Origin of the sequence: Rhodococcus sp. USK13 (assembly GCF_018343855.1) — a bacterium.
Taxonomy (GTDB): Bacteria; Actinomycetota; Actinomycetes; order Mycobacteriales; family Mycobacteriaceae; genus Rhodococcus_F; species Rhodococcus_F oxybenzonivorans.
Genome location: NZ_CP069242.1, coordinates 19,765 through 42,669, shown reverse-complemented (window position 1 = coordinate 42,669; position 22,905 = coordinate 19,765). Strand labels below are relative to the sequence as shown.

22 protein-coding genes are annotated in these 22,905 nt (G+C 65.7%); 13 read left to right on the top strand and 9 right to left on the bottom strand.

Going from position 1 to position 22,905, the window contains the following annotated elements; genetic code table 11:
- Nucleotide 1 precedes the first annotated feature (1 nt).
- Nucleotides 2-2,347, bottom strand: a complete 2,346-nt coding sequence (locus tag JQT59_RS02905; protein WP_213577380.1) for a penicillin-binding protein — start codon at nt 2,345-2,347, stop codon at nt 2-4.
- A 258-nt stretch (nt 2,348-2,605) separates the two neighbouring features.
- Here JQT59_RS02905 and JQT59_RS02900 point away from each other — a divergent pair, with 258 nt between their 5' ends.
- Nucleotides 2,606-2,929, top strand: coding sequence for a WhiB family transcriptional regulator (locus JQT59_RS02900; RefSeq protein WP_005248496.1), 324 nt, complete (start codon nt 2,606-2,608; stop codon nt 2,927-2,929).
- 69 nt (nt 2,930-2,998) lie between these two features.
- Here JQT59_RS02900 and bagB read toward each other — a convergent pair whose 3' ends face one another.
- Complete coding sequence (gene bagB / locus JQT59_RS02895; protein ID WP_213574433.1) at nt 2,999-4,138, bottom strand: ATPase BagB; 1,140 nt, start codon at nt 4,136-4,138, stop codon at nt 2,999-3,001.
- The gene (bagA, locus tag JQT59_RS02890) at nt 4,135-5,151 is read right to left on the bottom strand and encodes an ATPase BagA (protein WP_213574431.1); all 1,017 of its coding nucleotides are present in this window, start codon (nt 5,149-5,151) and stop codon (nt 4,135-4,137) included. The genes bagB and bagA overlap by 4 nt, the downstream gene beginning before the upstream one ends.
- 54 nt (nt 5,152-5,205) lie before the next feature.
- Between bagA and sp36 the strand changes: the two genes are divergently transcribed.
- Genes sp36 through JQT59_RS02875 form a run of 3 tightly spaced genes read left to right on the top strand, consistent with a single transcriptional unit; the run spans nt 5,206 to nt 6,647 of the window.
- Nucleotides 5,206-5,370, top strand: coding sequence for a Sp36 family protein (gene sp36, locus JQT59_RS02885; protein WP_005248493.1), 165 nt, complete (start codon nt 5,206-5,208; stop codon nt 5,368-5,370).
- 4 nt (nt 5,371-5,374) lie between these two features.
- Nucleotides 5,375-5,851 (top strand): RidA family protein, encoded by a 477-nt coding sequence (locus JQT59_RS02880; protein ID WP_213574429.1) that lies wholly within the window; start codon nt 5,375-5,377, stop codon nt 5,849-5,851.
- Nucleotides 5,852-5,855: 4 nt separating this feature from the next.
- The gene (locus JQT59_RS02875) at nt 5,856-6,647 is read left to right on the top strand and encodes an MBL fold metallo-hydrolase (RefSeq protein ID WP_213574427.1); all 792 of its coding nucleotides are present in this window, start codon (nt 5,856-5,858) and stop codon (nt 6,645-6,647) included.
- Nucleotides 6,648-6,705: 58 nt separating this feature from the next.
- Here JQT59_RS02875 and JQT59_RS02870 read toward each other — a convergent pair whose 3' ends face one another.
- Both JQT59_RS02870 and JQT59_RS02865 read right to left on the bottom strand, forming a co-directional pair.
- On the bottom strand, nt 6,706-7,380 hold the full coding sequence (locus tag JQT59_RS02870) for a Crp/Fnr family transcriptional regulator (RefSeq protein ID WP_005256089.1): 675 nt from the start codon (nt 7,378-7,380) through the stop codon (nt 6,706-6,708).
- Nucleotides 7,381-7,589: 209 nt separating this feature from the next.
- Entirely contained in the window at nt 7,590-7,862 is a 273-nt protein-coding gene (locus tag JQT59_RS02865; RefSeq protein WP_109334827.1) for a hypothetical protein, read from the bottom strand.
- 81 nt (nt 7,863-7,943) lie between these two features.
- Here JQT59_RS02865 and nth point away from each other — a divergent pair, with 81 nt between their 5' ends.
- Genes nth through JQT59_RS02845 form a run of 4 tightly spaced genes read left to right on the top strand, consistent with a single transcriptional unit; the run spans nt 7,944 to nt 11,343 of the window.
- Nucleotides 7,944-8,729 carry an endonuclease III gene (nth, locus tag JQT59_RS02860; RefSeq protein ID WP_159918972.1) on the top strand — a complete coding sequence of 262 codons (786 nt, stop codon included), beginning with the start codon at nt 7,944-7,946 and terminating at the stop codon, nt 8,727-8,729.
- A gap of 12 nt (nt 8,730-8,741) precedes the next feature.
- Nucleotides 8,742-9,398, top strand: a complete 657-nt coding sequence (locus JQT59_RS02855; RefSeq protein WP_213574425.1) for a TlpA family protein disulfide reductase — start codon at nt 8,742-8,744, stop codon at nt 9,396-9,398.
- The gene (locus JQT59_RS02850; RefSeq protein ID WP_213574423.1) at nt 9,395-10,156 is read left to right on the top strand and encodes an NUDIX hydrolase; all 762 of its coding nucleotides are present in this window, start codon (nt 9,395-9,397) and stop codon (nt 10,154-10,156) included. Before JQT59_RS02855 ends, JQT59_RS02850 begins: the two co-directional genes overlap by 4 nt.
- Nucleotides 10,153-11,343, top strand: a complete 1,191-nt coding sequence (locus tag JQT59_RS02845) for a MarP family serine protease (protein ID WP_213574420.1) — start codon at nt 10,153-10,155, stop codon at nt 11,341-11,343. Before JQT59_RS02850 ends, JQT59_RS02845 begins: the two co-directional genes overlap by 4 nt.
- A 7-nt stretch (nt 11,344-11,350) precedes the next feature.
- Here the strand turns inward: JQT59_RS02845 and JQT59_RS02840 are convergent, their stop codons facing one another.
- The 3 genes from JQT59_RS02840 to acs form a co-directional block, all read right to left on the bottom strand.
- Nucleotides 11,351-12,289 (bottom strand): alpha/beta fold hydrolase, encoded by a 939-nt coding sequence (locus tag JQT59_RS02840; RefSeq protein ID WP_213574419.1) that lies wholly within the window; start codon nt 12,287-12,289, stop codon nt 11,351-11,353.
- Between the two features lie 9 nt (nt 12,290-12,298).
- The gene (locus JQT59_RS02835; protein WP_213574417.1) at nt 12,299-12,823 is read right to left on the bottom strand and encodes a phage holin family protein; all 525 of its coding nucleotides are present in this window, start codon (nt 12,821-12,823) and stop codon (nt 12,299-12,301) included.
- Nucleotides 12,824-13,093: 270 nt separating this feature from the next.
- A complete protein-coding gene (gene acs, locus JQT59_RS02830) occupies nt 13,094-15,058 on the bottom strand; it encodes an acetate--CoA ligase (RefSeq protein WP_213574415.1) in 1,965 nt (654 codons plus the stop codon).
- 285 nt (nt 15,059-15,343) lie between these two features.
- Between acs and JQT59_RS02825 the strand changes: the two genes are divergently transcribed.
- From JQT59_RS02825 to JQT59_RS02805, 5 genes are all read left to right on the top strand, one after another.
- Complete coding sequence (locus tag JQT59_RS02825) at nt 15,344-16,960, top strand: peptide ABC transporter substrate-binding protein (protein WP_213574413.1); 1,617 nt, start codon at nt 15,344-15,346, stop codon at nt 16,958-16,960.
- A 67-nt stretch (nt 16,961-17,027) separates the two neighbouring features.
- Nucleotides 17,028-17,954: an ABC transporter permease gene (locus JQT59_RS02820; RefSeq protein ID WP_213574410.1), complete on the top strand. Its 927-nt coding sequence runs from the start codon at nt 17,028-17,030 to the stop codon at nt 17,952-17,954.
- Nucleotides 17,947-18,924: an ABC transporter permease gene (locus JQT59_RS02815; RefSeq protein WP_213574408.1), complete on the top strand. Its 978-nt coding sequence runs from the start codon at nt 17,947-17,949 to the stop codon at nt 18,922-18,924. Before JQT59_RS02820 ends, JQT59_RS02815 begins: the two co-directional genes overlap by 8 nt.
- A complete protein-coding gene (locus JQT59_RS02810; protein WP_213574406.1) occupies nt 18,921-20,666 on the top strand; it encodes an ABC transporter ATP-binding protein in 1,746 nt (581 codons plus the stop codon). Before JQT59_RS02815 ends, JQT59_RS02810 begins: the two co-directional genes overlap by 4 nt.
- A 32-nt stretch (nt 20,667-20,698) precedes the next feature.
- Complete coding sequence (locus tag JQT59_RS02805) at nt 20,699-21,448, top strand: Fic family protein (protein WP_109326370.1); 750 nt, start codon at nt 20,699-20,701, stop codon at nt 21,446-21,448.
- A gap of 389 nt (nt 21,449-21,837) precedes the next feature.
- Here the strand turns inward: JQT59_RS02805 and JQT59_RS02800 are convergent, their stop codons facing one another.
- Nucleotides 21,838-22,674, bottom strand: coding sequence for an HAD family hydrolase (locus JQT59_RS02800; RefSeq protein ID WP_208962821.1), 837 nt, complete (start codon nt 22,672-22,674; stop codon nt 21,838-21,840).
- Nucleotides 22,675-22,905: the final 231 nt, after the last annotated feature.

The following is a 22,905-nucleotide window of genomic DNA, read 5'->3' as shown; positions in this document are numbered from 1 at the left end:
GTCACCGCGGTATGGGCGGCAGCTGGATCGGCGGCAGACCGGGCAACTGGATGGGCGGTAGGGGGATGCCCTGGCCGGGTAGCTGCTGCGGCGCCGCCCGCACCGATCCGTCGCTGACGTAGATCGTGATGGTCGAACCGGGGATGGCCGATCCGGAGGGCGACGCGCCCGTCACCGTTCCCTTGGCCGCCTGAGCTTGCGTGGTCACTGCGTTGACGGTGAAGCCCGCTGCCTGCAGCCGCGAGGTGGCGGCCGACTGGCTGAGTCCGACGACATCCGGGACCTGGCCGTTCTGGGATCCCCGCACATATTTCTGGTCGACCGGCGGCAGGGTCGTCGGGCCGAAGTTGTTGACGATCGGGTTCATCGCCGCGTACCACGTGCGGGCCGGTTCGTTACCACCGAAGAGGTTGCCGTCACCGCAGGGGCGTAGCGGGCTCGAGCAGATCTCGCCCGGTGTGGGGGAGTCACCGAACACGTACACGGCTGCCGCGAGGTTGTTGGTGAACCCGAGGAAGCCCGAGGACATGTGCGACTCGGTGGTGCCGGTCTTACCGGCCATGGGGAGCGTCCAGCCGACGCTGCCCGCCGCGGCCGCAGAGGTGCCACCGGGCTTGTCGTCCTTGCTCATCGCGTTGGTGAGGGTATCGGCCAGTCCAGGCTCGACAACTTGCTCACAGGCCTGCTGGGTCACCGAAACGGGCTTGCCTTCGCGGTCGAACACCGAGTCGATCGGGGTGGGCGGGCACCACTTGCCGTGCGAGGCGAGCGTCGCGGCGACATTCGACAGTTCGAGGGGGTTGATCCAGGTGGGCCCGAGGGTGAACGACCCCAGATTCTGATCCTTCTGGAAATCGGCCATGCTGCGCTCGTCGAAGCCGGAAGTGCCGGGCTGGGCGTAGGAGCGCAGTCCCAGACGCACCGCCATGTCGACAGTCGGGGCAACGCCGGTGGCCTGGATCAACTTCACGAACGCCGTGTTCGGCGACTGCGCCAGCGCATCGGTCACCGACAGTGCCGCCGGATACCGGCCCGCATTCTCGACGCAGTAGGTGGCGGCAGGGCACCCCCGCGCGCCACCGCTACCCATGCCGCGGGCCTCGAATCGACCGGGAACGTCCAGGACGGCACTGGTGCCGAGGCCCTTCTCCATGGCAGCGGCCGTCGTGAAGATCTTGAAGATCGATCCGGCGCCGTGACCAGCCAGTGAGTACGGCTGCGCCTGGACGGTCTCACTGGCGTTGGCGTCGAGCCCGTAGGTGCGGCTACTGCCCATCGCCAGGATCCGATGCGAGTCCTGTCCGGGCTGGACGACGTTCATGACGTTCGCGATGCCGTCGAGATTCGGCCTGGCATTCGCGGTGAGAGCCGCCTTGGTCGACGCCTGCACGGCCGGGTCGAGCGTGGTCTTGATCAGGTAGCCGCCCTTGTCGATCTGCTCGCGACTGATTCCGGCGTTGGCCAGATACTGCAGGGCGTAGTCGCAGAAGAAGCCGCGATCACCCGCGGCGATGCACCCGCGCGGCAACCGGTTGGGCTCGGGCAGCACCCCGAGTGGGGTCTCCTTGAGGGCCCGGAACTCCGAGGCGCGGTCGGGGATGTTGGCAATCATCGTGTCGAGGACGACGTTGCGGCGCTCGAGCACGCCCTCCGGATTGGTGTACGGGTTGAGTGCCGAGCTCGATTGCACCATGCCCGCGAGCATCGCGGCTTGGCCGGCGTTCAGTTCGGACGCGTCGATGCCGAAGTATGTCTGCGCGGCGTCCTGAATTCCGAACGAGGCGTTGCCGAAGGGAACGAGGTTGAGATACCGGGTGAGGATCTCGTCCTTGGTGAGCTCCTTGTCGAGCGTGAGCGCCATTCGGATCTCGCGGATCTTCCGCGCCGGAGTGGTCTCGATCGCCGCGCGGCGTTCGGCGTCGGTCTTCGCGACGACGAGCAGCTGGTAGTTCTTCACATACTGCTGGTCGAGCGTGGACGCGCCCTGCTGCACCTCACCACTGGTCGTGTTGGTGAGGAAGGCGCGCATGGTGCCCTGCCAGTCGACGCCCTTGTGCTCGGGGAATCGGCGGTCCTCGACCGAGACGATCGCGAGTTTCATCTCGTTGGAGATCTTCTCGCTGGGGACTTCGAACCGTCGCTGCTCGTACAGCCAGGCTATGGGGTTGCCCGCGGAGTCGACCATCGTCGAGACGGCCGGCACGGTGCCCTCGACCAATTCGGCGGAGACGTTGTCGACGGTGTCAGCCGCTCTGTTGGACATGAAACCGAAGCCGCCGGCGAGCGGGAACATCACGCCGGCGAGCAGTACACCTGCCAGGGCAGAGGATCCGGCGAGCTTCCCCACTGTTTTTGCAATCGACACGATCTACAGACTACGTGGGCTCCGCGGGTGCCCTGGTTGGGCGCGGATTTCGACGAAGAAACTGCCCTGAGCACGGGGTATGGACGGGCGTACCAAAAAAGCGTCTTCCCCGTCTTGCGCGTTGCGGTTTCTTTACTTAAGTTGTTGGAACAGTGTGATGGAGGTAACACTCTATTGCGAATGTGGTGCAGCTCTTCCGTGATAAGTGCTGGGCTGCGCAGACTCGAAAAGGGGAAACGAATGCACATGACCACCCCAACCAGCCGTCTGGACGTCGAGCAAGCAGAAGCCCGAATCGCCTGGGTTACGCAGGCCCGTTGCCGGGAAGTCGATCCCGATCAACTTTTTGTACGTGGCGCAGCGCAGCGCAAGGCTGCGACGATTTGCCGGCATTGCCCGGTGTTGATGCAGTGTGGAGCCGATGCTCTCGACAATCGTGTCGAGTTCGGGGTGTGGGGCGGCATGACGGAACGTCAGCGTCGGGCGTTGCTCAAGCAGCATCCCGAGGTCGAGTCGTGGTCCGACTTCTTCGAAGCGCAGCGGCAGCACCAGTCCGCCGTCTGACCTCCCACTTCGGGTGGGCTGACGGAAGAATTTCGCGAGGTGGGTGAGCCGTTTATCCGGCGGAGCTGATCAGCTCCTGCGGGTGAGCTGATCACCCACCGCTCTCAGCGCCTCGAGATCCGACACCTCGAACGGCAACGAGGGAACGCCGACGATCGGCACTCGAGGGTGGGCGGCCGTGAACCGGCTCAGCAGTTGTACCTCTCGCTTCGCTATCACTGCTCGGTGGGCATGAATCCGCAGGACAGCGGCGGTGAGGGGATCCTGGTCCCCCAGTTGATCGGCGGCTGTGACCGCATGATCGGCGGGCAGGGAACTGAGGGTGGGATGCGTCCGATTCAAGACCAGGCCCGCGAGCGGCATGCCGTCGCCCGAGAGCCGGTCCACGAAGAACGCCGCCTCCCGCAGGGCATCCGGCTCCGCCGCTGCGATCACCAGAAAGCTGGTGCCGGGCTGTCGGAGCAACTCGTAAGTACGCGTTGCCCTTTCGCGGAAACCGCCGAACATCGAGTCGAGTGATTGCACGAAACTCGATGCGTCGGACAGCATCTGACTACCGACGATGGTGGACACGCCGCGTAGCGCCAGGCCCATCGCGCCGGTCACGAGCCGGGTGAGGCCGCGTCCGGGCGCGGTCAGCAACCGGATCATGCGACCGTCGAGGAAGGCGCCGAGACGCTGTGGCGCGTCGAGGAAGTCCAGCGCGTTGCGGGACGGCGGGGTGTCGACCACCACGAGGTCCCATTCCTTGCTGGACGCGAGCTGGCCCAGCTTCTCCATCGCCATGTACTCCTGCGTTCCCGAGAACGAGGTGGCGACGGTCTGATAGAAGGGATTGGCGAGAATCTGCTGCGCCTTTTCCGGCGTGGAATGCTCGATCACCATCTCGTCGAACGTGCGGCGCATGTTGAGCATCATCGCGTGGAGTTCGCCGGTGGCACCCGGTCCGAGCTGCACCGGCTGCGGCGAGTTGTCGAGTTCTTGGACCCCGAGCGCCTGGGCGAGCCTGCGGGCCGGATCGATGGTCAGCACGACCACCTTCCTTCCGCGTTCCGCCGCCCGCAGCGCCAGCGACGCAGCCGTCGTTGTCTTACCGACACCACCGGCTCCGCAGCACACCACGATCCGGGTGGCCGGGCTCGCGAGAATGCCGGCCATGTCGAGGGCGGGAGCGGTTCGCCGCCGCTCGTGTTCCATCGTCTGGGTCATCGGACACCCTGTTCCGTCAGAAATTCCGCGAGTTCGTACAACCCGCCCAGGTCCACACCGTCGGCGAGGGAGGGAAGGTGCAGCCGCGCCCCGTCCACTTCGCTGAGCTGTCCGGCACTCTCCTGCTGGGCTTCGAGTACCGAGGCGTGCTCGATGGTCTCGGTCAGCAGACCGGCAAAGTCCTCGTCGTTCACCGTCACTCCGCTCTTCTCCAGCCCCGCACGAACGGCGTCCGCGTCGATGCGTCCCTTCGCGACCTCGGCCAAGGTCTCGTCCGGAAGGAACTGCGGGCTCGTTCGGTTCACGACGATGGTTCCCAAGCGGAGATCGGCCCGGGCGAGCTCTTCAGCCGCGTCCGCTGTCTCCTGCACAGGCAGTGCCTCGAGCAGCGCGACCAGATGCACCACGGTGTCGTCCGAATGAAGCAGCCGCACCACGCCTTCGCTCTGCGAGCGAACAGGGCCGCCCTTGGCGAGGTCCGCCATTGCCTTGGTGACGTCGAGGAAATTGCTGATGCGACCCGTCGGGGGAGCGTCGACGACCACGGAGTCGTAGACCCGCCGTCCGGACTTGTCGGTGCGCACGACGCATTCCTTGATCTTGCCCGTCAGCAGCACGTCGCGAAGTCCGGGCGCGATGGTGGTGGCAAATTCGATGGCACCGAATCTGCGCATCGCCCTGCCCGCGAAGCCGAGGTTGTAGAACATTTCGAGATACTCGAGGAAGGCTGTCTCGATGTCGATGGCCAGCGCCATCACCTCGCCGCCTCCTTCGGCCGCCGCGACCTTCGTCTCCTGCGGCGGTAGTGGAGGCACGTCGAAGAGCTGGGCGATGCCCTGCCTACCCTCGACTTCGACCAACAGCACACGACGCCCGCCCTCCGCCAGTGCGAGGGCCAACGCGGCGGCGACCGTGGACTTTCCGGTGCCACCTTTTCCGGACACGAAGTGCAGCCGCGCGCGCGCCGCCTTCTCTGGCCATGTCGGGGTGAACTGCTCTGGGGATGCAACCACGCGTCGAGCCTATAAGTCTGGGAGCCGGGATGTGCGGGGGATAGGCTCACCGGCATGAGTGAATTGACTTCCTGGGAATACGCCACCGTTCCGCTGCTCACACACGCCACCAAGCAGATCCTCGACCAGTGGGGAACCGACGGCTGGGAACTGGTCACAGTTCTCCCCGGACCCACCGGTGAGCAGCACGTTGCGTACCTGAAGCGTCCGAAGGGCTGAGAGCGTGACGGAAACACAGAACTGGTCGGCCCGCCTGACCGAGCTTGGCGTGACGCTGCCGCCCGTCGTGCCACCGGTCGCCGCCTACGTCCCGGCCCTGCGCACCGGCAACTACGTGTACACCTCGGGACAGCTGCCGATCGTCGACGGCAAGCTGACCACCAAGGGCAAGGTCGGCGCCGACGTGTCGGAAGACGACGCCAAGGTGGGTGCGCGCACCTGTGCACTCAATGCGCTGGCGGCAATCGACGCGCTGGTGGGCATCGACTCCGTGGTGCGCATCATCAAGGTCGTCGGCTTCGTTGCGTCCGCCGAGGGATTCACCGGTCAGCCCGGTGTCGTGAACGGCGCATCCGAGTTCTTCGGTGAGATCTTCGGTGAGGCCGGCGCGCACGCCCGGTCCGCTGTCGGTGTCGCGGAACTGCCCCTCGGTGCACCCGTCGAGGTGGAAGTCATCGCCGAAGTGCGGACGGAAGCGTAAAACAATGACGCTTGCTCATCCCGCCTACGGCCAGGTCCGTGCGGTCACCCCGATCGTCTCGGTCCTGCTCGAGAACAATCCCGGCATGATGACGCTCGACGGCACCAACACCTGGATTCTGCGAGCACCGGGTCGGGACGAGTGCGTGGTGGTGGATCCGGGCGATCAGGACGAAGAGCACCTCGCCCGGGTAGCCGCACTCGGTCCCGTCGCCGTGACGTTGATCACCCATCGTCACGTCGATCACACCGGCGGGGTGCAGCGTTTCTTCGAACTGACCGGAGCCCCGGTGCGTTCGGTCGACCCCGAGTTCCTCCGCGGAGGCGGGGAGCCGCTCGTCGACGGCGAGATCATCGACGTCGCCGGGCTCACCATCAGTGTTGTCGCGACACCGGGTCATACCCGTGACTCGGTGTCCTTCACGGTCGAAGGCGAAGGCACGGTTCTCACTGGGGACACGATCCTCGGGCGCGGCACCACAGTCCTCGACGACTCGGACGGCGACCTCGGCGACTATTTGTCTTCGCTGCGTCGTCTCCTCGAGCTCGGGCCCGGTCACAGCGTCATGCCCGGGCACGGACCCGAGTTGCCCGACTTGCACACCGTCGCCCGGCAGTACCTCGATCATCGTGAGGAGCGTCTCGCTCAAGTTCAGGCAGCGATCGCGGACCTGGGCGAGGAAGCCACGGCCAGGGAGGTGGTCGAGCACGTGTACTCGGACGTCGACCCGCAGCTGTGGCCGGCGGCCGAGAAGTCGGTCAACGTGCAGCTCGCGTACTTGCGGGCACCCAACTGAGAAACGCTTCGGCCACCCCTGATCGCAGGGGTGGCCGAAGCGTTGTCGAGCGCGAAAGCTACCGGGCGCGACGCGCCAGACGCTCGGAGTCGGAGATCAGCACGCTCTTGCCTTCGAGACGCAGCCAGCCGCGGTGTGCGAAGTCTGCGAGCGCCTTGTTGACCGTCTCGCGGGAGGCGCCGACGAGCTGGGCGATCTCCTCCTGCGTGAGGTCGTGCGTGACGCGCAGCGAACCGGCTTCCTGCGTGCCGAACCGCTGAGCGAGCTGCAACAGGGCCTTGGCGACACGGCCGGGAACATCCGTGAAGATCAGGTCGGCAAGGTTGTTGTTGGTGCGCCGAAGACGGCGCGCGAGCACCCGGAGGAGCTGTTCGGCGATCTCGGGACGATGGTCGATCCACGCCTTGAGTGCTTCGCGATCCATGCTCACGGCGCGAACCTCGGTCACCGTGGTCGCGGTGGACGTACGCGGGCCAGGGTCGAAGATGGACAGTTCGCCGAACATGTCCGACGGCCCCATGATCGTGAGCAGGTTCTCGCGGCCGTCCGGTGAGCGGCGGCCGATCTTCACCTTGCCCGAGACGATGATGTACAGGCGGTCACCGGGCTCACCTTCGTTGAAGATGACATGTCCGCGGGGGAAGTCGACAGGCTGCAGCTGCTTCGTCAGCGCCGCTACTGCTGAGGGCTCGACTCCTTGGAAGATGCCGGCTCTTGCCAGGACGTCGTCCACGTGCGCTCCTTGGGAATATTCGTTCGTCTGTAGTCATATTGTGCGCGATTTGCTGCACGGCGACGGCGCCCCGGTCATCGGCGGCGTGTCGCTGTGCAACAGGTACGGCTCTGAAGTCTACGTTGAGACGGCTCGGTCTGAGTGACCGATACCACGCAAGTCGGAAAAGTTAACCGTACGTACGTGCTCCGAAACACAGTCTCCGGTGGTCAGCTGGCGCGACGTGAGCCGACTTCCGTCACCGCAGCGTCGTCGCTGTCGAACCGCGAGTGCCCTCTGCGCCGCCGGTGGAAGCGGGCAAGGGCATGCGGGAATCCCTCGTGTGCCAGGGTGGCCACTTCGTCGTGACTTGCCTGGTCGAGAAACTCTTCCACCTCTTGCTGCCGAACGGTGAGCCGGCGGAGCCGGAACTCCACACGTTCCATGGCCAGCGCAAACAGCATCAGCAGCACTGGGAAGAGGACCACAGCGAGACCTTGCATACCGGGTAGTAAACACTGCGAATGTCTCAGATGCGACACAGCGGCGATTCGGATTGCGGCCGTGTCCGTAGAGTTGGACCCGTGCATGTGACCCCCAGTGACGGCTCCAGTCTGCGTGGACGCGCCCGTTCCCGGGCCGCGAATCAGGAGGAATCCCGGCTCGGCCTCGTGCGACGCGCCCGGAGGATGAACCGCCGCCTCGCGGAGGCTTTCCCGCACGTCTATTGCGAGCTCGACTTCACCACTCCACTGGAACTCGCGGTCGCGACCATCCTCTCCGCGCAGTGCACCGACGTCCGGGTCAACATGACGACGCCGGCGTTGTTCGCCCGCTATCCGGATGCGAAGGCGTATGCGGAAGCCGACCGCACGGAGCTCGAGGAGTACATCCGGTCCACCGGTTTCTACCGCAACAAGGCGACGTCGCTGATCGGGCTCGGGCAGGCTCTGCTCGAGCATCACGACGGAGAGGTTCCGAACACCCTGAAGGAACTGGTGAAGCTCCCCGGTATCGGCCGCAAGACCGCCAACGTGATTCTGGGCAACGCCTTCGATGTCCCGGGAATTACCGTCGACACTCATTTCGGTCGGCTGGTCCGGCGCTGGCAATGGACCGACGAGGAGGATCCCGTCAAGGTCGAGCACGCGGTCGGGGCAATCATCGAACGCAAGGAATGGACTTTGCTGTCCCACCGGGTGATTTTCCACGGCCGGCGCGTCTGCCATGCCCGCAAGCCGGCGTGTGGCGTGTGTGTTCTGGCCAAGGACTGTCCGTCGTACGGTCTGGGCCCGGTCGACCCCGACGTCGCTGCCGAGTTGGTGCGCGGACCGGAGACCGAGCATCTGCTTCGTCTGGCCGGCCGGTGAGGATCGATACGAGTGTCTAGTGCAGCGCGGTGGAGTGTGGCCGCCCTCGTCGTTGTTGCAGCTCTCGTCGTCGCGATCTGGCCGCGCGGGAACGATGCGCAGGCACCGTCGTACGAGGACCGTTTCGGTCCGGGCGGAAGTACGCCGATGTCCGTCGGCGCCGATCCCGGCGCCCTCTCCGCGCTGCGTTCGGATGCGGCGCTCGAGCCCTGTCCCGCACCCTCCTCGGCGCCCGCTGCCGACTCGGTATTTGCCGGCATCACGCTCGAATGCGTGGGCGACGGCAGCGGGGTCGATCTCGCATCCGCTCTCGCCGGCCGGCCTGCGCTATTGAACCTGTGGGCGTACTGGTGTGGTCCCTGCGCGGAGGAGCTGCCCTACATGCAGCAGTTTTCCGATCGGGCCGGTGACGCCGTTACCGTCCTTACCGTGCACACCGATCCCCAGCAGGCCAGCGCATTGTCGCGGCTCGTCGACTACTCCGTCACCTTGCCCGGTGTGCAGGACGCTGACGGGCGGGTCGCCGCCGCGGTGGGGGCGCCCGCGGTCCTGCCTGTGTCCGTGCTGATCCGGCCCGACGGCAGCGTGGCGAAAATCCTGCCGCAGCCGTTCCGCAGTGTCGAGGAGATCGCCGCCGCCGTCGAGCAGAACCTGGGGGTTGCGGCATGACCGCGTCCGTCGACGGCGCAGCCGTTCCGACCTGGTTGCGTGAGGTCGTGCGGCGCACACCGGCCGACCCGCATCGCATCAATCCGGTCCTGAATCGGCGTGCCCCCAGCGGGGCGGCCACGCGCGAGGCTGCGGTACTCGTGTTGTTCGGCGGTCCTGCCGAGGCAGACCCCCTGATGTCCGGGGGACTGCCCGCGGGCGCCGACGTCCTGCTCACCCAGCGCGCGGCCACCATGCGTCAGCACAGCGGGCAAGTCGCGTTTCCGGGCGGTGCCAGCGATCCCGGCGACGACGGTCCCATCGCGACCGCCCTGCGCGAGGCGCAGGAAGAGACGGGGCTGGATCCGGCCGGGGTGCAGCCGCTCGCCGTTCTGGAACAGATTTTCGTCCCGCCGTCCGGCTTCGAGGTCACCCCGGTTCTTGCGTACTGGGAGAAGCCGAGCGCAGTGGGAGTCGTCGATCCGGCGGAGGCGGCGCGGGTGGCACGGGTTCCGCTGCACACCCTGATCGACCCGCGGAACCGGTTCCAGGTGCGCCACCCCGCCGGTTACCAGGGTCCGGCATTTTCGGCCGATGGCATGCTGGTGTGGGGATTCACGGCGGGCATCCTGGCGGCGTTGTTCGCGATCTCGGGCTGGGAACAGGAGTGGGACCGTCGGGACATCCGGGACCTCGACACCGTCCTGGCCGAAATGGAGAACGACATCGACGACGACCATCTGCCTCACAAGCACGGACATCGGGTGGTTGAGCGATGACGGGGTCGCGCTGGATCGATCTGGCGATCGTGTTGATCGCGCTCATAGCGGCCAGCTCCGGTTGGAGGCAGGGTGCGGTGGCGTCGGTACTCGCCTTCGTCGGTGTGCTGCTCGGTGCGGTCGCAGGCATCCTCATCGCCCCGCACGTGCTGGTGCACGTCGACGAGGGACGCGGCCGGGTGCTCGTCGGAATTGCGTTGATCGTGGTGCTGGTGATCATCGGGGAAGTGGCGGGGATGGTCCTGGGCCGTGCCGCCCGCGGGAGCATGCACAGTCCGGTGGCGCGCTCCGTCGACAGTGTCATCGGTGCCTGTGTGCAGGCGGTCGCGGTATTCGTGGCGGCGTGGCTGTTGGCCATCCCGCTGACGTCCTCGTCTCAACCGCAACTCGCAGCCGCGGTGCGCGGGTCGAGCGTGCTCGAGACCGTCGACAACCTTGCACCGGCGTGGATGCGACAACTCCCCACCGAGTTCTCCGCGCTACTCGACACCTCCGGACTTCCGGACGTCATCGGTCCGTTCGGACGCACCCCGATCACCACGGTCGATCCGCCCGACGCCGGCGTTCTCGAGAGCCCGGTGGCGTCCTCCCTGCAGTCCAGCGTGCTCCGTGTCCGGGGTGTGGCGCCCAGTTGTCAGCGTGCGCTCGAAGGGTCCGGCTTCGTGGTCGCGCCGGAACGGGTGATGACCAACGCGCACGTCGTGGCGGGCACGGCGGGAATCGTCGTGGACACCGCAGACGGACCCATGGACGCCGAGGTGGTGCTGTTCGACCCGTCGACTGACGTGGCCGTTCTCGAGGTACCGGGCCTCGACGCTCCCGTGCTGAACTTCGCGCCGGAGCCGGGACGAACAGGTGACAGTGCGCTGGTTCTCGGATACCCGGGCGGCGGGTCCTACACGGCCAGTGCCGCGCGGATACGCGAGATCCTCGACCTCAGCGGTCCCGACATCTACCGGGCCGGAACGGTTCAGCGTGAGGTGTACACGGTGCGCGGTTCCATCCGGCAGGGCAACTCGGGTGGACCGCTCGTCGACGGTGAGGGCATGGTGCTCGGGGTGGTCTTCGGCGCCGCGGTCGACAACAGTGACACCGGCTTCGTTCTCACCGCCGCCGAGGTGTCGCGTCAGCTGGAGACGGCGTCCGGCGCGACCGCCGCAGTGGACACCGGAGGCTGCATCCTCTGAGCGGGCACTACACGCGGCGCGTCGAGACCAGCCCCTGCAGGGCGGAGTTCACCCGCTCGGGCGCTTCCCAGTGCGCGTAGTGCCCGACGCCGGGAATCGTGTCGAGCTGCTGTGTGGGGGCGAAGCGACGGCTGCGCCGCACGGTATCGGCGAGCACGTAGGGGTCGAGGTCACCGTGGAGGTGGAGTACGGGTATCCGCAGCGTCTGATCCATCGAGGCCATGAACCGGCGGCCGTCCGGGCGGAACTGGCTACGGAACGCCCATCGCTGGTATTCCAGCGTGCAGTGCGCGGTGCCGGGAATCTGGATCGCCGACCGCATCCGGGACATCACGAGGTCGAATTCCGGAGACTTCGGCCACGCCGGCCCCGACCGTTCGACGATCACACGCTCGACTTCGGCCCCACCGTCACGCGTGAGCCGTCGTTCGGGCCGCCACGGCAACTGGTAGGACACGAACGGGGGCAGAACGGCCTTGCGTTGGTGACGGTCGCGGAGAACCGCCTGCTTCAGGGCGATCGGGTGTGGGGAGCTGATCAGTGCGATCGACCGCACCAGACGCGCGTGGAGCACCGCGGTAGCCCAGCAGACCAAGCCGCCGTCGGCGTGCCCCACCAGCGTGGCCTCGCTGTAGCCCATCGCCCGGATCAGGCCCGCGATGTCACCGGCCAGGGTCCAGCCGTCATAGCCGCGGGGAGGTTTGTCGGAGTCGCCGTAACCGCGGAGGTCGACGGCCACGGCGCGGACACCCTGGTCGGACAAGGCGATCAGTTGATGTCGCCACGACCACCAGAAGTCCGCGAATCCGTGCAGCAGGACGACGAGCGGCGCATCCGGTGCGGATGCGCCGACCTCGACGGTGTGGAAACGGATTCCGTTGGCATGGATGTCACGGTGAATCCACGGGCCGTCGAAACGGACGGTTGACGGATCGGGTGGTGCCACCGGACGGAACTATCGTGCGTGTCGTCCGCTGGGAGACGCGAGGTGGGCCTCCGCATCGGAGTACGACGTCGGGAGCACGGTTCTGGCCTGCTTGAGGGAATCGATCGTCTTCTCCGGTGCACGTAGTTTGCGGACCCGCAGATAGCCGAGCAGACCCAGAATCGCCGTGACGACGACCATGATCAGGAAGACGATGAGGAAGGCCAGCCAGCGTGCGATCCAGACGTCGAGGAGTTCGGCGAGGAAGAAGAAGAAGAAGAACGAGCTGAACAGCAGCACGGTGAACGCGAGAATGAAGAACAGACTGCCCTGCAGGCCCTTCTTGACCTCGCCGGTCACCTCGGCCTTCGCGAGCTCCACCTCGGCGCGCACGAGCGTGGAGACCTGCGCGGTTGCGTGCTTGACCAGTGTGCCAAGGGTCACCTCGCCGGACGGTGAAATGTCCGCGTCGGTGAGCGGGATCGACGACACCGTGTTCGGCACCCCGTCTCCCGTGTAACGCGGGCTGTCTCCCTTGCCGTGAGTGATGCTCACTTGTCGACCCCTCCAGGTAGCTCTTGCACGTCCGAGTCTTCGTTCTGGCCATGTGTGCCCGACATCGTCGTCACAGTAACTGCCGACGATGTCACGAGCAGCCCGACCGTCACCATGTCGGCCGTGCTGCCGTCACCGATTCCCGCGTTTGCGAGATTCGCTACGAGAAGGCTAGCGGTCAGTGGGCTGCCCGGGTGTAGGCGGCTCCGCCGCCCGTGCGCCTTTCTGGTAGTGGGAGCTACCAAAAAGGTGCACGGGGCGCAAAGCGCCCTACTTGCCGCGGATGGCGTCGAAGACTTTCGGGTCGACCAGGGTGGAGGTATCGCCGAGGTCGCGGCCTTCGGCGATGTCCTTGAGCAGGCGACGCATGATTTTGCCGGAGCGGGTCTTGGGTAGTTCCGGGACGACGGTGATCTGCCGCGGCTTCGCGATGGGGCTGATTTCCCGCGCGACCTCGGCTTTGAGTTCGGCGATCAGGTCGTCACCGGTGTTCTCGACGCCTTCGCGGAGGATGACGAACGCGACGATGCCCTGGCCGGTGGTCTCGTCGGCGGCTCCGACGACGGCGGCTTCGGCGACTCCGTGGTGTCCGACGAGGGCGGATTCGACCTCGGAGGTGGAGATGCGGTGGCCGGAGACGTTCATGACGTCGTCGACGCGGCCGAGGACCCACAGGGCGCCGTCTTCGTCGTATTTGGCGCCGTCACCGGCGAAGTACCAGCCCTGCTCGGGGTAGCGGGACCAGTAGGTGTCGCGGTAGCGGTCCATGTCGCCCCAGATACCGCGGAGCATCGCCGGCCACGGCTTGTCGAGGACGAGGTAGCCGGAAGCGCCGTTGCCGAGCTCTCTGGCGTCGTCGTCGACGATCTTGGCGGAGATGCCGGGCAGCGGTGCCATGGCGGATCCGGGTTTGGTGGCGGTGATGCCGGGGAGCGGGGAGATCATGATCGCGCCGGTCTCGGTCTGCCACCAGGTGTCGACGATCGGTGCCGTGTTGCCGCCGATCACCTCGCGGAACCACTTCCACGCCTCGGGGTTGATGGGTTCGCCGACGCTGCCGAGGAGCCGGATCGAGGACAGGTCGTGGGCGTCGGGGATCTCCCGGCCCCACTTCATGAAGGTACGCACCAGGGTGGGAGCGGTGTAGTAGATGCTGACACCGTACTTTTCGATGATCTGGAAGTGGCGGTGCTCGTCGGGGGAGTTGGGGGTGCCTTCGTAGACCACCTGGGTGACGCCGTTGGACAGCGGTCCGTAGACGATGTAGGTGTGCCCGGTGACCCAGCCGATGTCGGCGGTGCACCAATACACGTCCTGTCCGACTTTGTGGTCGAAGACGTTGTGGTGGGTGTACGAGGCCTGGGTGAGGTAGCCGCCGGAGGTGTGGATGATGCCCTTGGGCTTTCCGGTGGTGCCGGAGGTGTAGAGGATGAACAGCGGGTGTTCGGAGTCGAACGGCTTCGGCTCGTGGGTGTCAGAGGCTTTTTCGACGGTGTCGTGCCACCACAGGTCCCGGCCCTCCGCCATGTCGACGTCGATGCCGGTGCGTTTGACGACGAGCACGTTCCTGACGGATTCGGCGCCCTCGACAGCGTCGTCGACCGAGGGTTTGAGGGGGGCCGCCTGGCCTCGGCGCCATTGGCCGTCGACGGTGACGACGAGTTTGGCTTCGGCGTCGTCGATGCGGGAGCGCAGGGCGCTGGCGGAGAAACCGGCGAAGACGACGGAGTGGGTCAGGCCCAAGCGTGCACAGGCGAGCATGGTGACGATGGCCTCGGGGATCATCGGCATGTAGATGGCGACGCGGTCGCCGGGGACCAGTCCGAGGTCGCTGAAGGTGTTGGCCGCCTTGCTCACTTCGGTGAGGAGGTCGTGGTAGGTGAGGTCGCGGGTGTCGCCGGGTTCGCCCTCGAAGTGGATCGCGACGCGGTCGCCGTTGCCTTCGAGGACGTGGCGGTCGACGCAGTTGAATGCGACGTTGAGCCGGCCGCCGACGAACCACTTCGCGACGGGGGCGTCGGACCAGTCGAGGACTTCGGTGAATGGTGCGTGCCAGTGCAGTCGTTGCGCCTGTTTCGCCCAGAATGCGAGTCGATCGGCATCTGCCTCGGCCTGGAGTTCGGGTCCGGCGTTCGCGGTCGCGGTGAACTCGGGGCTCGGCGGGTACACCTGCGGGACGGCATCCGGCTGTGCGGATTTCTCCGTCGATCCGTTCGCCTGTGCTGCACTGGTCATTGTGGCCCGGCCTTCTTTCCAGTCTCGAAAACGGCAGTTCTAGCACGTGTGAGGGTAGTCACAAGGGCTCGGGAGCGCACCGTTGCACGAGGTTGCATGCGCGTGTTCTGCGACGATCGGTCCTTTCGGCGCGCCGGACGGTATTCCTCGGCGGCCGAACGGCGGAACTGTCCCGGTCGAAGGTTCGCCGAGACGGCATTTCGACGAGATTCTGCGTCTCCGGCCCCGCGGAGCCGTAACGTGACTATCGTCGTCCCATCATTCCACCGGGGCTGGAGGAACGTTGTGCGTAGGACACGCGTGGCAACTGCTGTTCTGGCGGTGGGCATTGCAGCGGGAATGCTGTCCGCCTGCTCGTCCGGTGAATCCTCGGGCGGAGGAGGAAGCGGGATCGTCAATGCTTGGGCGGGTGAGCCGCAGAATCCTCTGATCCCCACCAATACGAGCGAGAACCAGGGCGGCCGTGTGATCGATGCCCTGTTCGCCGGCCTCGTCTCGTACGACGCCCACGGTGCAATTACCAACGAAGTGGCCGAGTCCATCGACACCACGGACGGTAAGACATTCACCGTGACGCTGAAGGACGGCTGGACCTTCACGGACGGGTCACCCGTCACGGCATCGTCGTTCGTCGACGCATGGAACTACGGCGCGCTGTCCACCAATGCGCAGCTCCAGGCATCCTTCTTCGACCCGATCCAGGGCTACGACGAGGTGGCGGCCGAGAACCCGTCGGCCCAGACGATGTCCGGACTGAAGGTGGTGGACGACACCACCTTCACGATCGAGCTGAAGCAACCGGAGTCGGCGTTCCCCGATCGACTCGGATTCGCCGCGTACTTCCCCCTGCCCCAGGTGGCGTTCGAGGACATGGCAGCGTTCGGCGAGAATCCGGTCGGAAACGGGCCGTACAAGCTGGCCGGACCCGGTGCTTGGCAGCACAACGTGCGGATCGACACCGTCACCAACCCCGATTACGACGGGAATCGGAAGCCGAAGAACGACGGTGTCGACTTCATCATGTACAACAGCCTCGACACCGCCTACACCGATCTGCTGGCCGGCAACGTCGATGTCCTCGACCAGGTTCCGCCGAGCGCAGTCACCACCTTCGAGTCGGATCTGCCGGGTCGCACCGTGAACCAGCCGTCCGCGACCATCGAGACCTTCACCATTCCGGGGCGCCTGCCGCACTTCAGCGGTGAAGAAGGCACCCTCCGTCGTCAGGCCATCTCGATGGCGATCAACCGCGACCAGATCACGGAACAGATCTACAACAACACCCGTACTCCGGCTCTCGACTTCACCAGTCCGGCCATCGAGGGGTGGTCGGATTCGCTCGCCGGTAACGGCAATCTGAAGTTCGACCCCGAGGCTGCGAAAAAACTGTGGGCGCAGGCCGACGCCATTGCGCCGTGGACCGGCAGTTTCGAGATCGCGTACAACGGGGACGGCGGGCACAGGGAATGGGTGGATGCCACGGCCAACAGTATCCGCAACACGCTGGGAATCGACGCGAAGGGCAAGGAATACCCGACCTTCGCTCAAATCCGGACCGAGGCCACCAACCGCACGATCCCGTCCGCATTCCGTTCGGGATGGCAGGGCGACTACCCACAGCAGTACGGCTTCCTTGCGCAGAACTACCAGACAGGCGGCAGCTCGAACGACGGCGACTACTCCAATCCGGAGTTCGACCGGCTGCTGCGCGCATCGGCCGGCGAGGTCGATCCGGGTAAGGCTCAGGATCTGCTCGACCAGGCGCAGGAAGTTCTTCTGAGGGATCTTCCCGCTGTTCCCACGTGGTACCGCAATGCCGCGAGCGGCTGGTCGGAGAACGTGTCGAACGTGACGATCGACTGGAAGGGTATCCCGATGTATTCGGACATCGAGAAGAACTGACACCGGAGTCGCCGACGGGGTGGGGCGAGCTTCCGCCGTCACCGGCCTGCGGAGAGGAAGGGACCCGATGCTCTGGTACATCGGCCGCCGTGTGCTCCAGATGATTCCTGTGTTCCTCGGGTCGACCTTCCTGATCTACGCGATGGTGTTTCTCCTGCCCGGTGACCCGATCGCCGCGCTCGCCGGCGACAAGGCGCTGAGTCCCGCCGTCACAGCCCAGCTCCGCGCCCGGTACCACCTCGATCAACCGTTTCTGATGCAGTACTTCCGCTATCTCGAAGGCATCTTCACGCTCGACTTCGGCACATCCTTCTCGGGTCGTCCGGTCAGCGAGGTTCTGGCGCAGGCATTTCCGATCACCATCAAGCTGTCTCTGATGGCGCTGGCCATCGAAGGGCTCTTCGGGATCGGCTTCGGACTGTTTGCGGGACTGCACAAGGGCGGCCTCTTCGACAGCACCGTGTTGCTGGTCAGCCTCGTGATCATCGCGGTCCCGATCTTCGTTATCGGGTTCCTTGCCCAGTTCTTCATCGGGGTGAAGTGGGGATGGGTACCGCCGACGGTGGGGGGCAATACCAGCTTCGTCAATCTTCTGCTCCCGGCCTTCGTCCTCGGGTCGGTGTCTTTCGCGTACGTGCTGCGGCTCACCCGCACCTCGGTGGCCGAGAATCTGACGGCCGACTACGTGAGAACAGCTACCGCCAAGGGGCTTTCGCGGCGCAGAGTCGTGCAGGTGCATGTACTGCGGAACTCGCTCATCCCCGTCGTGACCTTCCTGGGTGCCGACCTCGCCACCTTGATGGGTGGGGCGATCGTCACCGAGGGCATCTTCAACATCAACGGAGTCGGCGGCACGATCTACCAGGCGGTCACCCGGGGCGAGGCGCCCACGGTCGTTTCGTTCGTCACCGTCTTGATCGTCATCTACCTGCTGGCCAACCTGATCGTCGATCTCCTGTACGCCGCACTCGATCCGAGGATCCGTTATGTCTGAGAAAGTGGTCAACGACGAGTCGCCCCGGACCGGAGACCGGAAGATTCGCCAATCACACTTCGTCGCTCCCGAGGAGGTCGCGCCGCCGGGGGAGACCGACACCGTGTCCCTCGATCAGCCGCCCGCGAGTGTGTGGTCGGATGCCTGGCGCGATCTGCGCCGACGTCCCCTGTTCGTGGTCGCGTCCGTCATCATTCTCATCGTCATCGCCGTAGCCGCCTTCCCGAGCCTGTTCACCGGCACCGACCCACGGTTCTGCGACCTCGCGTTCAGCATGCGCGGCCCGTCCTCCGGCCACTGGTTCGGTTTCGACAAGCAGGGATGTGACATCTATTCCCGCACTATCTACGGGGCCCGCGCGTCGGTGCTGGTCGGCGTGGGGGTCACCTCGATCGTCTTACTCATCGGCGTCGTGTTCGGCTCCCTCGCCGGATATTACGGAGGCTGGGCGGATTCGTTGCTGTCGCGGGTAGCCGACATCTTCTTCGGTGTCCCGCTCATTCTCGCTGCGATCGTTCTCATGCAGTTGTTCGCGAATCGCACTATCTGGACGCTGATCGTTGTACTCGCCCTCTTCGGCTGGCCCCAAATGGCGAGAATCGCTCGCGGGGCGGTCCTCTCGGCCAAGAACAACGACTATGTCATGGCGTCGAGGGCGCTCGGCGTCTCGAACTTCCGGACGCTGCTACGTCATATCCTGCCGAATTCACTGGCGCCGATCATTGTGGTCGCGACCATCTCGCTGGGTGTCTACATCGTGGCCGAGGCCACGCTGTCGTTCCTGGGTATCGGCCTCCCGTCCTCCGAAATCTCGTGGGGCGGAGATATCAGCACTGCGCAGGTGACACTCCGTCAAGGGTCGGCGATTCTGTTCTACCCGGCTGCCGCGCTGGCGATTACGGTGCTCGGCTTCATCATGATGGGCGACGCTCTCCGGGACGCGCTCGACCCCAGGGCGCGGAAGCGGTGAGCGTGATGTCCCCGAACGAAACCACCGGACCGATTGCTACGGCCGACGAGGCGCCGCTGCTCGATATCCGAGACCTGGAGGTCACGTTCGCGTCCCGTTCGGGTTCGGTTCCGGCGGTGCGGGGGGTGAGTCTCACCGTGTATCCAGGGCAGACGGTGGCGATCGTCGGTGAGTCGGGGTCGGGAAAGTCCACGATTGCTCACGCCGTCATCGATCTGCTGCCCGGTACGGGGAAGGTCACCGGCGGCCAGATTCTCTTCGCAGGACGTGACCTGGCGGGTGCCCCGGAGCGAGACTTCGTCGCCTTGCGTGGACAGAAGATCGGCCTCGTTCCGCAGGACCCGATGTCCAACCTCAATCCCGTGTGGAAAGTGGGGTTCCAGATCCGGGAGGCACTGTCGGCCAACGGGATCGCACAGGGGAAGGCTGCGAGGATCCGCGCGGCCGAACTCCTCGAAGAGGCCGGGCTCGCCGATGCCGAAGACCGGTTGGGGCAGTATCCGCACGAGTTCTCGGGTGGCATGCGACAGCGGGCGCTCATCGCCATCGGACTGTCGGCCCGCCCGCAGTTGCTCATCGCCGACGAACCGACGTCTGCCCTCGACGTCACCGTCCAGCGACAGATACTCGATCACCTGGACGGGCTCACCAGCGAGCTGGGGACGGCAGTACTCCTCATAACCCACGACCTCGGTCTCGCGGCCGAGCGGGCGGAGCATCTCGTCGTGATGAGCAAGGGCCGCGTCGTGGAATCCGGGCCTGCCCTCGAGATCCTGCAGCGCCCGCAACACCCCTATACGCAGAAACTCGTCACCGCAGCGCCCTCGCTGGCCTCCCAGCGACGCAGCTCTTCGCTCGCGCGGGCCGACATCCGGGATCAGGCACTCGAGGTGGTCGGTGAGGCGGAGCAGCACGGTGCGCTCGAGGGCGAGTTCGGTGAGGTCACCGATGATGTGGTGGTGGTGACCCGACTGAACAAAGTCTTCACCATCCGTCACGGCTTACGGAGATCCACCGAGTTCAAGGCCGTCGACGACGTCTCGTTCGCGGTCCGCCGGGGAACGACGACCGCCCTCGTCGGTGAGTCCGGGTCGGGCAAGTCGACCGTGGCGCACATGGTGCTCGGACTGTTGGCCCCGACATCGGGGCACGTGGTCTTCGACGGTAAGGATGTCGCGACGCTCGACCGGAGGGAGACGCTGGCTTTCCGGCGCCGCGTACAACCCATCTTCCAGAATCCGTACGGCACCCTCGACCCGATGTACTCCATCTTCCGCACCATCGAAGAACCTCTGCGCACGCACAAGGTGGGTACCCGCAAGGAGCGGGAGGCCCGGGTACGGGACCTGCTGGACAAGGTCGCGTTGCCTGCGTCGGTGATGCGGAGATTTCCGAACGAGCTTTCCGGCGGGCAGCGCCAGCGTGTGGCGATCGCCCGCGCGTTGGCGCTGCAACCCGAGATGGTGGTGTGTGACGAGGCGGTGTCGGCGCTGGACGTGCTGGTGCAGGATCAGATCCTCACCCTGCTCAACGACCTGCAGGCAGAACTGGGGTTGACGTACCTGTTCATCACTCACGATCTCGCGGTGGTGCGGCAGATCGCCGACGACGTCGTGGTCATGTCGGCGGGCGCCATCGTAGAGAAGGCCACTACCGACGAGGTGTTTCGCTCGCCCAAGGCGGCCTATACGCGGAAACTGCTCGCGGCCATCCCGGGTGGATCGATCCGGCTCGGCGCCTGAGGACGACTCGGCGCCGGGTAGCGTTCTCAGGCGTGAGTGACCCGTTGCAACCCCTCGTCGACCTTCCCGGTGTCCGCGACGCCGCCGACCGTGCGCGCGACGCGCTCGGGGAGGTGCATCGCCACAAGACCAACCGGCGTGGTTGGCCGACCACGGCGGCGGAGGCAGCCGTCCGGGCTGCTCGCGCGTCGGCCTCACTCGACGGTGGGCGCACGGAACTGCCGGCGCCGGGCGAGGTCGCGGATCCGATCCTTTCGGGTGCACTGCGTGTCGGTCAGGCGCTCGACGGGGATGCGCTTGGTCTACTGCAGTCGACGTGGCAGCGTGCTCCGCTGCAAGCGCTCGCGAGGCTTCACCTCCTCGCCGCCGCAGACCTCGTGGAGGATCCGGAGCTACTGGGCAGGCCCCGCCCGGCTGCCGGCGTGGCAGAACGGTTGGACGGTCTCGCGCAACTCGTCACCGGAGGGACCACGGCGCCGGCGCCGGTCCTTGCCGCGGTAGTGCACGGCGAACTGTTGGCGTTGAAGCCCTTCGGTGTCGGCGACGGTGTCGTCGCCCGAGCGGCATCACGGTTGGTGTGCGTGTCCAGCGGCCTCGACCCCCACAACCTCGGTGTGCCGGAAGTGAGCTGGTTTCGCCGCCAGCAGGCGTACCGCAACGGGATCGGCGCCTTCGCATCCGGTGCCGCGGAGGGGGTCGGCAGCTGGGTGATCCTGTGCTGTGGGGCGCTGGAGGCAGGTGCGCGGGAGGCGATGTCCATCGCCGAGGCGGCAGCGACCTGACCCGAGCGCCACACGAAACGGGCGGCGCTGCCGACTCTCGTCGACTTCGCCGCCCGTCAGCGCGGACTACCGGTTACCAAGCGTGCTCGGTGGGTTGTGTGGATGGCCTCGGCGAGAGTTCGACGATCGTCGGGTCGTCCCTGCAACCGGTGCAGGGTCCTTGCCGATGAAACTCGAGTCTCGCAGGCCCACAACGCTTCTGCCCTTATAGTGGCTTGTGCTCCGCGTGGGTACCTAGTGCCCGTGCCGGGAATCTCGGTCGGGAGATCGATCCTTCTCTTCCGGGTCGATCTTGGCCTTCCGTTCTTCCGTAACTCCTTTGTACCCCGTGACCCACCTCACAGCAAGTGTCAAATTCGGTTTGTGGCCGTGTCGGGTGTTGTCACCCGTCAGCGCTTGCGGCGCATTACTCCGTAGGTGAACGCGCCGGCCACGAGGGCGCCGATGCTGACCGCTGCGGTGGTGGCGACCGTCGTCGCCGACGGGGACTGGAGGCGTGCTCGGAGGGACACCGGATTGGAGAAAGTCAGTATGGGCCAACCGTTTCCGGCCGCTACTTTTCGTAGGGCGCGGTCGGGATTGACAGCGGTCGGGTGCCCCACCGCCGTCAACATGGGGAGGTCGGTGACGGAGTCGGAATAGGCGTAACAGGACGACAGGTCGTAGCCGTTCTTCTCGGCCAGTTCGACGATGGCTTCCACTTTTCCTTCGCCGTAGCAGTAGAACTCCACCTCGCCCGTGTAGAGCCCTTCCTTCACGGCCATGCGCGTGGCGATGCTGCGGGTAGCTCCCAACGCTTCGGCGATCGGTGTCACCACCTCCTCGCCCGACGCCGACACCACGACCACGTCGTGGCCCCGCAGCTTGTGATCCGCCATGAGGTCGGCGGCCTCGGCGAACACGAGGGGATCGACGATGTCGTGCAGTGTCTCGGCGACGACGGCCCGGACCTGTTCCACATTCCACCCCGTGCACATGCTCGTCAGGTAGGCACGCATGCGCTCCATCTGATCGTGGTCGGCCCCGGACAGAAGGAACAGGAACTGGGCGTAGCTGCTCTTCAGGACGGACCGCCGGTTGATGAGACCTTGGTCGAAGAACGGCCTGCTGAACGCGAGGGTGCTGGATTTGGCGATGATCGTCTTGTCGAGGTCGAAAAATGCGGCCACTCGACCCGTCTCGGTGTGTCGACCTGTCTTTGCACTTATCTGTGGCTTCACGGTCACAGCTGCCAGGATATGCGCTGTTCGGGAGGGAAGCTGTGTTCCGGACGCCACCGCGAGTGGCCTCGAAAGATTCGCGCGACACGGCACAATCGTTCGACAGTTGAACTTGCAAATACACATCCAGGGAGGTGTACTATCAAAGATGTCCGGATTTGATTCGGACATGTTCAGCCCGACCCCCCGGGGCTGAACACCGACGACCCTCGCCTCCTCCCCCCCTGGCGAGGGTCG

Bases quoted from the DNA above. Each gene is read 5' to 3' on its own strand.
- bagB (WP_213574433.1), bottom strand. From the start codon at position 4,138: ATGACCCAGACGATGGAACACGAGCGGCGGCGAACCGCTCCCGCCCTC.
- JQT59_RS02850 (WP_213574423.1), top strand. From the start codon at position 9,395: ATGACCGCGTCCGTCGACGGCGCAGCCGTTCCGACCTGGTTGCGTGAG.
- JQT59_RS02820 (WP_213574410.1), top strand. From the start codon at position 17,028: ATGCTCTGGTACATCGGCCGCCGTGTGCTCCAGATGATTCCTGTGTTC.
- JQT59_RS02900 (WP_005248496.1), top strand. From the start codon at position 2,606: ATGCACATGACCACCCCAACCAGCCGTCTGGACGTCGAGCAAGCAGAA.
- JQT59_RS02845 (WP_213574420.1), top strand. From the start codon at position 10,153: ATGACGGGGTCGCGCTGGATCGATCTGGCGATCGTGTTGATCGCGCTC.
- sp36 (WP_005248493.1), top strand. From the start codon at position 5,206: ATGAGTGAATTGACTTCCTGGGAATACGCCACCGTTCCGCTGCTCACA.
- acs (WP_213574415.1), bottom strand. From the start codon at position 15,058: ATGACCAGTGCAGCACAGGCGAACGGATCGACGGAGAAATCCGCACAG.
- JQT59_RS02815 (WP_213574408.1), top strand. From the start codon at position 17,947: ATGTCTGAGAAAGTGGTCAACGACGAGTCGCCCCGGACCGGAGACCGG.
- JQT59_RS02865 (WP_109334827.1), bottom strand. From the start codon at position 7,862: ATGCAAGGTCTCGCTGTGGTCCTCTTCCCAGTGCTGCTGATGCTGTTT.
- JQT59_RS02875 (WP_213574427.1), top strand. From the start codon at position 5,856: ATGACGCTTGCTCATCCCGCCTACGGCCAGGTCCGTGCGGTCACCCCG.